The sequence below is a fragment of the Phycicoccus jejuensis genome (assembly GCF_000720925.1).
GTDB classification, from domain to species: Bacteria; Actinomycetota; Actinomycetes; order Actinomycetales; family Dermatophilaceae; genus Phycicoccus; species Phycicoccus jejuensis.
On sequence record NZ_JOEE01000003.1, the window covers coordinates 65384 to 77623 of the forward strand.

Here is a 12240-nt window from a genome sequence, read left to right on the forward strand (position 1 = left end):
GTCGGACACAGGGTCTGACAGCGATCACCCCGCACGTGCCGGGTGGGTCCCGGTCGTGGGCAGGGCCATCCGCCCCGGTCGTCGGAGCCGTCCCGGTGAAGCGGGGTCTTGCCAGGTACCCCGAGTGCAGAGGACAGTCGTCCGTCATCGGATCGTGGCCGAGGAGGGGCAGCGATGGGACGCACGTACTGCGCGCTGGAACGGCGAAAGTTCAACGACGTGGAGTTCGCCCGAGCGCCCCGGGGGGTGACGGTCCACGTGCTGGCCGCTGACGATGGGCACACCACGGACGGATGGCCGGCCACGTTCCGGGCCGAGGGCAACGGCGATCAGGGATGGACGGTGTCGGACGTCGAGATCCACAGACCGGATCTCGACGTGGCCGCCGACGAGGCTCCCGAGGAGGACCGATGACGGGCCCGCTCGGTGACGACGGCTGGCCGACCGACGACGCCGTCGCTGACGACACTCGCGCGGAGAAGGCCTTGGAGGCGCGGCTCGCCGCGCATGCAGCCGGCCTGGCGGCGCAGGAGGAGCGCACGACCGAGACGCACAAGAGCGCACTGGCCTCTGCTGCTGCAGCACAGGCCGCGGCCACCGCCGAGCTGAAGGCCGACGACGACGACGCGCGCGCACTCGCCGCGGCCGATCGCGCGGCCGACCTTGCCAGTCTCCAGGCGTTCGCCACGTCGTTGACGACGCTCGCCGTCGGCGCGGTCGACCGGGCTCGTTCCGGGGCCGACACCGTGCAGAAGGCCTCGGCGGCGATCGTCACGATCTACACCGGGATCCTCGGCTTCGTGTTTGTGGCATCCGACAACCCGCTCCCCACCCGCGGGGTCCTGGCTCCCGTGTTCCTCGGTGCAGCGGTCGTCCTGTCCACGGCGTACCTCGCCTACGTCGACGGGCGGGAGGCCTCCACGCGCGGTCCCGAAGCCGTCGGAGGGGTGGAGCCCAAGGTTCTCGCGCGGGTCAATGCCACCGTCGCGGCCGCGTCGGCCATCTCGACCCGTCGGTCCTACGCGCTGCGTGCCAGCGTCGTCGCCCTGGGCGTCGGCCTCGTGTACATCGTCCTGCCCTTCGTCGACCTCGGCTCGGCGCGGGCGGCCACGCCCTCCGCCGTCGCGTCGCTCCCGGCCTGGCCCACACCTGCCGTCAGCTCGCCCGTCGAGCTCGGAGCCGTCGTGTACGAGGCGCAGGTCGCCGAGGTCGCCGCGTCACGGACCTCGGCTCTCGAGGCAGCGTCCCTGCCCCCGGACGTCGACGACAGCGGTGTCGTGGCCCTCCTCTTCCTCGCCGGTCTCGCGGCGGTCGTCGTGGTTCCTGCCGCGTGGGGGCGTCCGACATCCACGTGACGGCCGGACCCCGGAACGTCCACGAGACCCCGGCTCGGAGCCGGGGTCTCGTGGACTTTTCGGGGTGACCCCGAAATGTGGAGGTACGAGGGGCGCGTGGGGTGCGCGGCTCAGAGGTTGATCATGTGGCCGGCGATGCCCTCGACGGCCTCCTTGACCGCCTCGGAGAGCGTCGGGTGCGCGAAGACGTTGCGCGACACCTCGTCCGCGGTGAGGTCCCACTTCTGCGCGAGGGTCAGCACGGGCAGCAGCTCGGTGACGTCGGGGCCGATCATGTGGGCGCCGATGATCTCGTTGTGCTCGGCGTCGGCGACGACCTTGACGAAGCCGACGGCGTCGCCGAGGCCCATCGCCTTGCCGTTGGCCGAGAACGGGAACTTCGCCGTCTTGACGTCGTAGCCCTTCTCCTTGGCCTGCGCCTCGGAGTAGCCGAAGGAGCCGATCTGCGGGTGGCAGTAGGTGGCGCGCGGGATGAAGTCGTACTCGACCGGCATCGTCTCGGCGCCGCAGAGGTGCTCGGCGGCGACGACGCCCTGGGCCTCGGCGACGTGGGCGAGCATCAGCTTGGCGGTGCAGTCGCCGATCGCGTAGACGTTCTCGACGTTGGTGCGGCCGTACTCGTCGATGGCGATGGCGCCGCGCTCGGTCAGCTGCACGCCGGTGGCCTCGAGCCCGTAGCCCTCGGTGCGCGGGGCGAAGCCGATGGCCGACATGAACTTGTCGGCCTCGAGGACCTGCTGGTCGCCGCCGGCGGCGGGCGAGACGGTGACGCGGACGCCGGAGCCGGTGTCCTCGACACCCTCGACCTTCGTCGAGAGCATGACCTTGACCCCGAGCTTCTTGTAGTGCTTGAGGAGCTCCTTGGAGATCTCCTCGTCCTCGGTCGGGACCATCCGGTCGAGGAACTCGACGATCGTGACGTCGACGCCGAAGTTCTTCATGACGTAGGCGAACTCGACGCCGATGGCGCCCGAGCCGGCGATGACGATCGAGCCGGGCAGGTTCTCGTCGAGGATCTGCTCCTCGTAGGTGACGACGTTCTGCGACACCTCGACGCCAGGAAGCATCCGGGTGACGGCACCGGCCGCGATGATCAGGTGGTCGAAGGTCAGCTGACGGGTCTCGCCGTCGTTGAGCGCGACGTCCATCGAGGTGGCGCTGGTCAGCGTGCCCCAGCCGTCGACCTCCTCGATCTTGTTCTTCTTCATGAGGAAGTGGACGCCCTTGACGATGCCGGCCGACACCTTGCGCGAGCGCGCGTGCGTGGCGCCGTACTTCATCGTCGCCTCGCCCTCGATGCCGTACAGCTCCTTCTCGTGCTGGAGCGTGTGCGCGAGCTCGGCGTTCTTGATGAGCGCCTTCGAGGGGATGCAGCCGACGTTGAGGCAGACCCCGCCCCAGTACTTCTTCTCGACGACCGCGACCTTCTTCCCGAGCTGGGAGGCGCGGATCGCCGCGACGTACCCACCAGGACCAGCACCGAGCACCACGACGTCGAAGTCAGCCATGCTCGACAGCCTATCGGGGCGGCGTCGGCTCGTGACGCTCAGCCCAGCCCGCGCAGGGTGAGGTGCACCGCGCGCGTCACCGGCGCGGCCGTCGAGCCGCCGGAGCCGCCCTGCGCGACGACGGCGGCGACGACCCAGCGCGGCCGGGTGGCCGGTGCGTAGGAGACGAACCACGAGGTGTCGCGCTTCCCGACGACCTCGCCGGTGCCGGTCTTGCCCGCGACCGGCCAGTCCGCCGGCATCCCGGCGAAGGCGGCGGCGGCCGTCCCCGAGGTGACGACCCTGCGCAGGGCCGAGCGGAGGTAGCGGTCGGTGGCCGCGCTCATCGGCGCCCGGTGGGTCGGGCCGGGGGCGAGCGCCGTCCGCTCGCCCGAGACCGGGTCGACGAGGGCCGCCCCGACGCGCGGGGTGCGGACGGTGCCGCCGTCGGCGATCGCGCCGTACACGACGGCCATCTGCAGGGGCGTCGCGAGGACGTCGCCCTGCCCGATGGCGAAGTTGGCCGCGTCGCCGGCGCGCAGCTGCCAGCCGGTCGCGCAGTTCTCGCGCGCGACCTCGGTGAGGAAGCGGCGCCGCTCGCGGTCGGCGACCTCCGGGTACCCGGTCCGCGCCCGGCGGCACAGCTCGTCCTTCTGCTGCTCCCACTGCGCGCGTCGCCAGGTGCGGTCGGGCACCCGGCCCGCCGACTCGCTCGGCAGGTCGACGCCCGTCGCGCGGCCGAGGCCGAGACCCTGTGCGGTCGAGGCGAACGGGTCGGGGGTGGTGGCCGGCGCGTCGGGCCCACCCTGGCGCAGCCACGCGTCGTGCGCGAGCCGGTAGAAGACGGTGTCGCAGGAGATCTCGACCGCCGTCGCCAGGCTGATGCGGCCCCGCGGCGCGCTGTCGACGTTCTTGAAGTCGCGGTTCCCGATCCGGTAGACCGCCGGGCAGTCGTAGGTGGCGCGCAGCGAGCGCCCGTCGCGGACGGCCGCGGCGACCGACGCGGGCTTCATCGTGCTCGCCGGGGCGAAGCCCACGTCGGTGGCGCGGGACAGCATGGGCGTCCCCGCCGCGGGGTCGGTGAGGCGCCGGTAGTCGGCGGACGAGATGCCGCCGGTCCACACGTTGGGGTCGTACGTCGGCAGGCTGGCGAGGGCGGCCACCGCGCCGGAGCGGGGGTCGAGGACGACGACCGCGCCGGAGTCGGCCGGCCATCCGCGGCCGCGCGCGCGTCGCATCTCCGTCGCGAGGGCCTTCTCGGCGCGGGCCTGCACGGCCGCGTCGAGCGAGGTGACGAGGTCACGGCCGGGCACGGGGTCGACCCGCGACACCACCCCGGTCACGAGGCCACGGGCGTCGACCGACACGACGGTCCGCCCGGGGGTCCCCCGCAGCTCCCGGTCGTACTGCTGCTCCAGCCCCGCGCGTCCGACGAGGTCGTCGGGGTGCAGCGTCGGGTCGGCCGCGAGGTCCTCCGCGGTCGCCCGGCCGAGGTAGCCGAGCACCTGCGCGGCCTGGGCGCCCGCCGGACGGGGGTAGGTCCGGACCGGGACCGAGGACACGGCGACGCCGGGGAACCGGTCGGGGCGCTCGACGAGCGAGAGCGCGCGGGCCGGGTCGACGTCCGCGGCGAGCGGGACCGGCACCTGGGCGGACCCGGCCCAGCACGCCGGCGCGGCCGGGGCGCCGTCCTCGCCGCACAGCCAGAGCCTCCCGAGCAGGTCCTCCGGCGGGCGCCCGAGCACCCGGGCGACCTCGCGGACCTCGGCTTGGGCGGCATCACGGTCGTCGGCGACGACCCGGCGCTCGAGGGTGACGACGGTGCTCGTCCGGTGCCCCGCCAGCTCGCGGCCGTGGGCGTCGAGGATGCGCCCGCGCAGCGCCGGCACGAGGACCGTCCGGGTGTCGAGCGCGACCGCGCGGGCGGCGAGGTCGTCGGCCTGCGCGAGCTGCACCTCGCCGAGCCGGACCACGAGTCCGGCGAAGGCGAGGACGACGGCCACGAGCACCGCCGTGACGCGGCCGCGCCGGCCGACGACGCTCATCCGAACCTCCGCCGCACCACCGCGCGCTCGGCGCGGACCACGAGCGGGACCACGAGCGCGGCGACGGTCGCGGTGAGCAGCACGCGCACCACCACCTCGCCGAGGTCGACCGGCGCCCGGACCGACAGGGCCCGCAGCACGTCCGCCCCCTCGACGAGCCCCGACACGACGAGGGCGGTCCCGGCCACGCGCGCTGCGCCGACCGGGCCCTCGACGCGCAGGCGGCCGGCGAGCAGCCCGGCCCCGGCGTAGACGAGCGCGTGCAGCCCGAGCAGGTCGGCGCCGGGCGGCACGAGGTCGAGGGCCCATCCACCCGCGAGCCCGGCGAGCGCGCCCGCGACGGGTCCGCGCCAGAGGGCCCAGCCGACGACGAGCACCGCGACGAGGTCGGGCACCGGCCGCACGTGCCGGGCCGCGAGCGCGGCGAGCAGGACGGCCGCGAGGACGAGGAGGGCGGTCCGCGCGAGGAGCCCGAGGGGTCGCATCATCCCCCCGCGGTCGCGGACGGGCGCGGCTGCGCGCGGCGCTCACCGAGGACGACGCCGACGACGTCGAGCGTGGCGGGCGCGACGGCGGGGGTGACGACGCCGCCGGCCGTCGGCCGTCCCCGGGCGTCGTCGACGGCGGTGACCGTCCCGACGACGAGGCCGGCCGGGAACGGCTGGTCGCCGGGGCTGCCGAGCGTCGTCACGGTGTCGCCGGTGGCGAGGGCTCCGCCGGTGACCGGGGCGAGCGCGAGGGTGCCGGGCTTCGGCGCTGGCGCGCCCGCGGGCGCCGCCGCGGACACCTCACCGAGGACGCCCCGCGGTCCGACCCGCACGCCGACGGCGACCTCGCGTCCGCCGAGGAGCAGGACGTCGCACGTCCACGGCCCGACCGCGACCACGCGGCCGACGAGCCCGTCGGCGGTGACGACGGCGCGGTCGGTCTGCACCCCGTCGCGCGCCCCGACGTCGAGGGTGACCCGCTCGGGCCCCGCCGGTCCGGACGGCCCGACCCCCACGACGCGGGCCGCGACGAGGGTCAACCCGCGCAGGGTGGGGGTGTCGAGCAGGGCGTCGGCACGCTCGGCGGCGGCCAGGCGCTGCTCGGTGTCGGCGAGGCGCGTCGTCAGGCGGGTGTTCTCGGCCCGCAGGCGCGCGGCCTTGTCCTCGCGCGGACCGACGGCGCGCTCGAGCGGCCCGAGACCGGCGGCGGCGAGACCGCGGACGGGTGAGGTGTCGACGGCCCCGGACAGGTCGAGCGCGAGGACGAGCGCGGTCGCGACGGCGAGCCCGGCCACGACGCGCCGGCCGCGGGGGCGGCGGTGTCGGTCGCGGGTCACGGCCGGCAGGTGTCGACGAGGACGCGGTGGAGCGTCGCGAGCTCCTCGACGCACCGGCCCGCGCCGCGGGCGACGGCGTGCAGCGGCTCCTCGGCCGCACGGACGGGGACCCCGAGCTCGTGCGAGAGCCGTTCGTCCAGGCCGCGCAGGAGGGCTCCCCCGCCGGTCAGGGCGATGCCGCGGTCGACGACGTCGCCGGCGAGCTCGGGCGGGCAGACGTCGAGGACGGACCGGACGAGGTCGACGATCCGGGCGACCGGCGTCTCGATGGCCCGGCGCACCTCGGCCGAGCCGATGGTCACCGTCTTCGGCAGCCCCGTCACGAGGTCACGCCCGCGAACCCGTTCGGAGATCTCCTCGACGAGCGGGAAGGCCGACCCCACGGCGATCTTCAGCCGCTCCGCGCTCGACTCCCCGAGCAGCAGCGAGTACTCGGCCTTGACGAAGGCGACGAGCGCCTCGTCGATCTCGTCTCCGCCGAGGCGCACCGTGCGGCTGACGACGATGCCGCCGAGGCTGATGACCCCGACGTCGGTCGTGCCGCCGCCGATGTCGACGACCATCGAGGCCTCGGTGCCCTCGACGGGCAGGCCGGCGCCGATGGCGGCGGCCATCGTCTCCTCGACGACGTGGACCCGGCGCGCGCCCGAGCGCAGCGTGGCGTCCTCGAGGGCGCGGCGCTCGACGCTCGTGATGTCGCTCGGGACGCAGACGACGACCCGCGGCCGGCGCAGGCGCGAGGGGGCGACGCGGTCGACGAACCAGCGGATCATCCGCTCGGTGACGTCGGCGTCCGAGATGACGCCGTCGCGCAGCGGCCGGACCGCCGTGACGGCCTCGGGCGTGCGCCCGAGCATCTCCTTGGCGCGGCGGCCCGCGGCGACGAGCTCGCCGGTGCCGGCGCGGACGGCGACGACCGACGGCTCGTCGAGGACGACGCCGCGGCCGCGCTCGTAGACGACGGTGTTGGCGGTGCCGAGGTCGATGGCGAGGTCCCTCCCCCGGACCCATCCCGTCGACCAGCCGCTCATGCGGTGCAGGCTAGGCCGGGCCCGCCGGTGGGCCGGGGACGCAACGCCGGGGAGGGGCGAGGCGCTCCGGCATCCCGTGGTCGGTGTGACGGGAGTGACGCGTGGTGCCTCGCCGGGGCGGGCGGCGCGGGCCTTGCCCGACATGGCTGCGCCTCACCCGAGAACCGTTGTCGGGTGAGGCGCGGGCGTATCGGGTCACCCGATACGCGTGGTGCTCGTGGGGCTCAGAGCTCGGGGAACCAGATGCCGATCTCGTGGGCGGCCGACTCCGGGGAGTCCGAGCCGTGGACGATGTTCTTCTGCACCTTGGCGCCCCAGTCGCGGCCGAGGTCGCCACGGATCGAGCCGGGCGCGGCCTTCGTCGGGTCGGTCGCGCCGGCGAGCGAGCGGAAGCCCGCGATGCACTGCTCGCCCTCGATGACGACCGCCGTCACGGGGCCGGAGGACATGAACTCGACGAGCGGCTCGAAGAACGGCTTGCCCTCGTGCTCGGCGTAGTGGCGGTGCAGCATGTCGGTCGTCGGGCTGACGACCTTGAGCGCGGCGAGGCGGTAGCCCTTGGCCTCGATGCGGCGCAGGACCTCCCCGGTGAGGCCGCGGGCGTAGCCGTCGGGCTTGACGAGGACGAGGGAGCGTTCGGTGGTCACGCGCCCAGCCTAGTCGGCGGCGACCGCGCCCCCGGCGGCCACCTCGGCCTCGTGCCGGGCGACGAGCGCGTCCGCCTTGACCCCCTGGACGAGCAGCAGCACCCACAGCGCCGTGAAGACGACGGCGACCCCGATCATCGCGGGGACGAGCACCGCGCTCAGCCAGGTCGCGAGCTGGACGAGCCAGCCGAGGGTGATGCCGTACGGACGGCGCATCAGGCCACCGGCGACGACCGCCGCGAGCGCCAGCCCCATCCCGACCCACAGCAGGCGGCTGCCGTCGTCGGGACGCCCGTCGGCGATGGCCTGCGCGCGGGCGACGAGCGCGAAGAACGACAGCACGATCGCCTGCCCGACGAGGACGACCGCCAGGAGACGGAACGTCAGCTTGCCCTGCTGCCCGTAGAGGTGCAGGCGCCTCATCGGGGCCCGCCGCTCTTCCAGCTGTAGGTCTCGACCGCGGCCTTGGACTGCGCGAGGCTCGCTCCGGTCGCCGCCCGGTAGTGCTTGATCGCCGCGACCGCCTGCCCCTGCGCGAGCGAGGCGTCGATGACCTGCCGCACGTCCGCCGAGAGCTCCTCCACCGGGGTGAACGTCACGTCGGCGCCGCCCTGCTGCGCGCGCACCGCCCGGACGACGTACCAGACGGCCACGAGCGCGGCCACGATCAGCACGAGCTTGAGCAGGGTCATGCGTCCAGCGTAGGCGAGCCCGCCGGGAGGCCCTGACATCCGTCACGCACTGACGCGCGCGGACGTCACGGCGCTCTCGTGACGGCCGACCGAGGCGTCCGGCCGCCGCCCACGGGAGGGTCGTGGCCATGGACGCGATCACCCTCAGGGGACTCCGCAAGCACTTCGGCGACGTGCGCGCCGTCGACGGCATCGACCTCACGATCGGCCAGGGCGAGGTCGTCGCGCTGCTCGGCCCGAACGGCGCCGGCAAGTCGACGACGATCGACCTCGTCCTCGGCCTTGGCACGCCGAGCGACGGCGACGTCTCCGTCTTCGGGATGCACCCGCGCGAGGCCGTCGACCGGGGTCTCGTCTCGGCGGTGCTGCAGTCCGGCGGCCTCCTCGAGGACCTGACGGTCCGCGAGAGCGTCGAGTACACCGCCGCGCTCTTCCCGTCCGCGCGGCCGGTCGACGAGGCGCTCGAGGCCGCGGGCGTCACCGCGATCGCCGCGCGCCGCATCAAGGACTGCTCCGGCGGCGAGCAGCAGCGCACCCGCTTCGCGATGGCGCTCGTGCCCGACCCCGAGCTCGTCGTCCTCGACGAGCCGACGACCGGGATGGACGTCTCCGCCCGCCGCGCCTTCTGGCAGGCCATCCACGCGGACGCCGCGCAGGGGCGCACCGTCGTCTTCGCGACGCACTACCTCGAGGAGGCCGAGACCTGGGCCGACCGCGTCGTCGTCGTCCGCGGCGGACGGGTCGTCGCCGACGGCACGCCGGCCGAGCTCGGTGCGATGAGCGCGGGCCGCGTCGTGCGGGCCACCCTGCCCGGCGCCGACGCCGACGCGCTGCGGGCGCTGCCGGGCGTCGTCGAGGTCGAGGTGCGCGGCGCCGCGATCTCCGTCGTGAGCACCGACTCGGACGCCCTCGCCCGGCACCTGCTCACCACCACCGCCGCCCGCGACCTCGAGATCGCCGGCCGGCGCCTCGAGGACACGTTCGTCGCGCTCACCAGCGAGGACGCCACCGCCCCCACGACCGAAGGACTCCCCCGATGACCGCCCTGCCCACGTCGACGGCGCGACCGGCCCCGCGCCGCCCGCTGCTCAACCCGACCGTGCTGCGCATCGAGCTGCGCCGGCTCGTGCGCAACCGCCGCGTCCTCGTGTTCACCTTCGTCTTCCCCGCGGTGATGCTCGTCTTCATCGGCAGCCAGATCACCGGCCAGGACGACGTGCTCGGACCGCACGCCGTCGCCAACGTCGGCGCCTACGTCATGGCGAGCATGGCGGTCTACGGCGCGGTGATGGCCTCGACGTCGGCCGGCGCGTCGGTCTCGATCGAGCGCGCGGCCGGGTGGAGCCGGCAGCTGCGGCTCACCCCGGCCCGACCGGTGTCGCACGTCCTCGTCAAGATGCTCGTCGCCGTCGTGCTCGGCACCTGCGCCACGCTGGTGACCTTCGCCGTCGGCGCCGCCACCGGGACCGCGCACCTCACCCGGCTCGCGCCGTGGTGGCAGATGGCGCTCGTCATCGTCGTCGGGTCGCTCGTCTTCGCCGCCTTCGGGCTCTTCATGGGCTACCTGCTGCCCAGCGAGAACGCGATGCAGTTCCTCGGGCCCCTGCTCGCCGTCCTCGCCATCCTCGGCGGGCTGTTCTCGGGACCGCTCCCGACCGACTCCCTCTACGGGCAGATCGCGCAGTACACCCCGATCTACGGCCTGAGCCAGCTGGCCCACTGGCCCCTGACGCTGACCACCGCCGGCACGCACGACGCCTTCCACGTCTCCTGGGTGCTTGACCTCGTCGTCTGGGGTGCGCTGTTCGTCGCCGGAGCCGTGTGGCGCTTCCGCCGTGACACCGACCGGGTCTGACACCCTGTGAGCGTGACGGGGCGGCCCTGGGCGAGCCGGCGGGACGAGGACGACCTCGTCGCGCCGGTCCCGGCGTCGGCGGGGGTCGCGCGGCGGCTCATCGGGCTCATCTGGGTGGTCTACCTCCTCGAGCCCCTCGTCACCGCGTGGCGGACGACCGGGGCGGACCGGGTGGCCGGCGTCGGCCTGCTCGCGCTCTTCGTCGTCGTCTACGTGTGGCACTACGTCGTCTCCCCGCTGCCGGGCGTCTCGCGGTCGGGCGTCACGACGCCGGAGGGCGGCCCGTGGCCGCGCGCCCTGCGCTTCGCCCTGCTCTCCGCGCTGTCGGCCGGCTGCGTGCTTGTCATCGGGCAGACGGCCACCGCGACCTGGGTCTTCGTCGCCGTGTCGGCGATGTGGACCTTCGGCGGGTGGGTCCCCTACGTCATCGCGGTCGGTCTCGCCGCGCTCTACGAGGTTCTCGCACACCGGGTCCCAGGGTGGGAACGCGACAACAGCCTGAGCTTCGCCATCGCCTTCGCGGTGCTGGCCATCACGAGCGGGATGGTGGCCGTCCGCCGCTCGCGCGACCTCGCCGAGGCCCAGCGCGAGAACGCCCGCCTCGCCGTCGAGGACGAGCGCAACCGGGTCGCCCGCGACCTGCACGACATCCTCGGCCACTCGCTCACCGTCATCCGGGTCAAGGCCGAGCTCGCGGCCCGGCTCGTCGACCTCGACCCGGCCCGCGCGAAGGCCGAGGTGGAGGAGGTCGAGTCGCTCGCCCGTGAGGCGCTGGCCGACGTCCGCGGGGCGGTCGAGGGCTTCCGCGAGATCTCGCTCGCCGGCGAGATCGCCCGCGCGCGGGCCGCACTGTCGTCCGCGGGCATCGAGGCCGACCTGCCGCGCCGGGTCGACGGGGTCGCCCCCGACCTGCGCGAGCTCTACGCGTGGACCGTCCGCGAGGGCGTCACGAACGTCATCCGGCACAGCGGGGCGAGCACCTGCCGGGTCACCATCGACGACGGCGGCCTGCGCCTCGCCGACGACGGACGGGTACCGCCCGGAGGTCCCGCCGCCCGCTCGGCCGGCCACGGTCTGCGCGGGCTCGCCGAACGAGCGCGCACCGCCGGCGCCGTCCTCACCGCACGCCGCCTCGAGCCCCGCGGCTTCGAGATCGTCGTCTCCGCCACCGACACCGGGAGCCGTCCGTGACCCCCATCCGCGTCGTTCTCGCCGACGACCAGGCCCTCGTGCGCGGCGCCCTCGCCGCGCTGCTCGACCTCGAGCCCGACCTCGAGGTCGTCGGCCAGGCCGAGGACGGCGAGCACGTCGCCCGCATCGTCGCCGAGACCACGCCCGACGTCGTGCTCATGGACGTCGAGATGCCCGGTGGTGACGGCATCGACGCCACCGCGCTGCTGCGCGAGCGCCACCCCGACGTGCGGGTACTCGTCGTCACGACCTTCGGCCGGCCGGGCTACCTGCGCCGGGCGATGCAGGCCGGCGCGTCCGGGTTCGTCGTCAAGGACACCCCGGCCCACGCCCTGGCCGATGCCGTCCGGCGCGTGCACGCCGGGCTGCGGGTCGTCGACCCGGCGCTGGCCGCGGACTCCCTGGCGCTCGGCGACTCGCCGCTCACCCCGCGCGAGACCGAGGTGCTGCGGGCCGCCGAGTCGGGCGCGACCATCGCGCAGCTGGCCCGGACCCTGCACCTCTCGGAGGGCACGGTGCGCAACCACCTCAGCTCCGTCATCGGCAAGACCACGGCCCGCAACCGCGCCGACGCGGTGCGCGTCGCCCGCGAGGCCGGCTGGCTCTGAGGCCG

General features: G+C 74.8%; 14 protein-coding genes. 6 read left to right on the forward strand and 8 right to left on the reverse strand.

What is annotated here, in order from left to right; translation table 11 throughout:
• Positions 1-174: 174 nt before the first annotated feature.
• Positions 175-414, forward strand: a complete 240-nt coding sequence (locus IG69_RS0106580; RefSeq protein WP_030527375.1) for a hypothetical protein — start codon at positions 175-177, stop codon at positions 412-414.
• Positions 411-1355 (forward strand): hypothetical protein, encoded by a 945-nt coding sequence (locus IG69_RS0106585; RefSeq protein ID WP_030527376.1) that lies wholly within the window; start codon positions 411-413, stop codon positions 1353-1355. The genes IG69_RS0106580 and IG69_RS0106585 overlap by 4 nt, the downstream gene beginning before the upstream one ends.
• 110 nt (positions 1356-1465) lie before the next feature.
• Here the strand turns inward: IG69_RS0106585 and lpdA are convergent, their stop codons facing one another.
• The 8 genes from lpdA to IG69_RS0106625 all read right to left on the reverse strand — a co-directional run bounded on the left by lpdA (position 1466) and on the right by IG69_RS0106625 (position 8581).
• Positions 1466-2863, reverse strand: a complete 1398-nt coding sequence (gene lpdA, locus IG69_RS0106590; RefSeq protein ID WP_030527377.1) for a dihydrolipoyl dehydrogenase — start codon at positions 2861-2863, stop codon at positions 1466-1468.
• 38 nt (positions 2864-2901) lie between these two features.
• Positions 2902-4887 (reverse strand): penicillin-binding protein 2, encoded by a 1986-nt coding sequence (gene mrdA, locus IG69_RS0106595; RefSeq protein ID WP_030527378.1) that lies wholly within the window; start codon positions 4885-4887, stop codon positions 2902-2904.
• A complete protein-coding gene (locus IG69_RS0106600) occupies positions 4884-5375 on the reverse strand; it encodes a hypothetical protein (RefSeq protein WP_051750313.1) in 492 nt (163 codons plus the stop codon). The genes mrdA and IG69_RS0106600 overlap by 4 nt, the downstream gene beginning before the upstream one ends.
• Entirely contained in the window at positions 5372-6211 is an 840-nt protein-coding gene (gene mreC, locus IG69_RS0106605) for a rod shape-determining protein MreC (RefSeq protein ID WP_030527380.1), read from the reverse strand. Before mreC ends, IG69_RS0106600 begins: the two co-directional genes overlap by 4 nt.
• Positions 6208-7242: a rod shape-determining protein gene (gene mreB, locus IG69_RS0106610; protein WP_030527381.1), complete on the reverse strand. Its 1035-nt coding sequence runs from the start codon at positions 7240-7242 to the stop codon at positions 6208-6210. The genes mreC and mreB overlap by 4 nt, the downstream gene beginning before the upstream one ends.
• 224 nt (positions 7243-7466) lie before the next feature.
• Positions 7467-7889 (reverse strand): nucleoside-diphosphate kinase, encoded by a 423-nt coding sequence (ndk, locus tag IG69_RS0106615; protein ID WP_030527382.1) that lies wholly within the window; start codon positions 7887-7889, stop codon positions 7467-7469.
• A 9-nt stretch (positions 7890-7898) separates the two neighbouring features.
• Entirely contained in the window at positions 7899-8312 is a 414-nt protein-coding gene (locus IG69_RS0106620) for a DUF4233 domain-containing protein (RefSeq protein ID WP_030527383.1), read from the reverse strand.
• Positions 8309-8581 (reverse strand): hypothetical protein, encoded by a 273-nt coding sequence (locus IG69_RS0106625; protein WP_030527384.1) that lies wholly within the window; start codon positions 8579-8581, stop codon positions 8309-8311. The genes IG69_RS0106620 and IG69_RS0106625 overlap by 4 nt, the downstream gene beginning before the upstream one ends.
• A gap of 128 nt (positions 8582-8709) precedes the next feature.
• Between IG69_RS0106625 and IG69_RS0106630 the strand changes: the two genes are divergently transcribed.
• From IG69_RS0106630 to IG69_RS0106645, 4 genes are read left to right on the forward strand one after another with little or no spacing between them, the layout of a single operon-like run.
• Positions 8710-9621, forward strand: coding sequence for an ABC transporter ATP-binding protein (locus tag IG69_RS0106630; protein WP_036829352.1), 912 nt, complete (start codon positions 8710-8712; stop codon positions 9619-9621).
• On the forward strand, positions 9618-10436 hold the full coding sequence (locus tag IG69_RS0106635) for an ABC transporter permease (protein ID WP_030527386.1): 819 nt from the start codon (positions 9618-9620) through the stop codon (positions 10434-10436). The genes IG69_RS0106630 and IG69_RS0106635 overlap by 4 nt, the downstream gene beginning before the upstream one ends.
• A gap of 12 nt (positions 10437-10448) precedes the next feature.
• Complete coding sequence (locus IG69_RS0106640) at positions 10449-11627, forward strand: sensor histidine kinase (RefSeq protein ID WP_051750314.1); 1179 nt, start codon at positions 10449-10451, stop codon at positions 11625-11627.
• Positions 11624-12235, forward strand: coding sequence for a response regulator transcription factor (locus IG69_RS0106645; protein ID WP_030527388.1), 612 nt, complete (start codon positions 11624-11626; stop codon positions 12233-12235). Before IG69_RS0106640 ends, IG69_RS0106645 begins: the two co-directional genes overlap by 4 nt.
• Positions 12236-12240 lie beyond the last annotated feature (5 nt).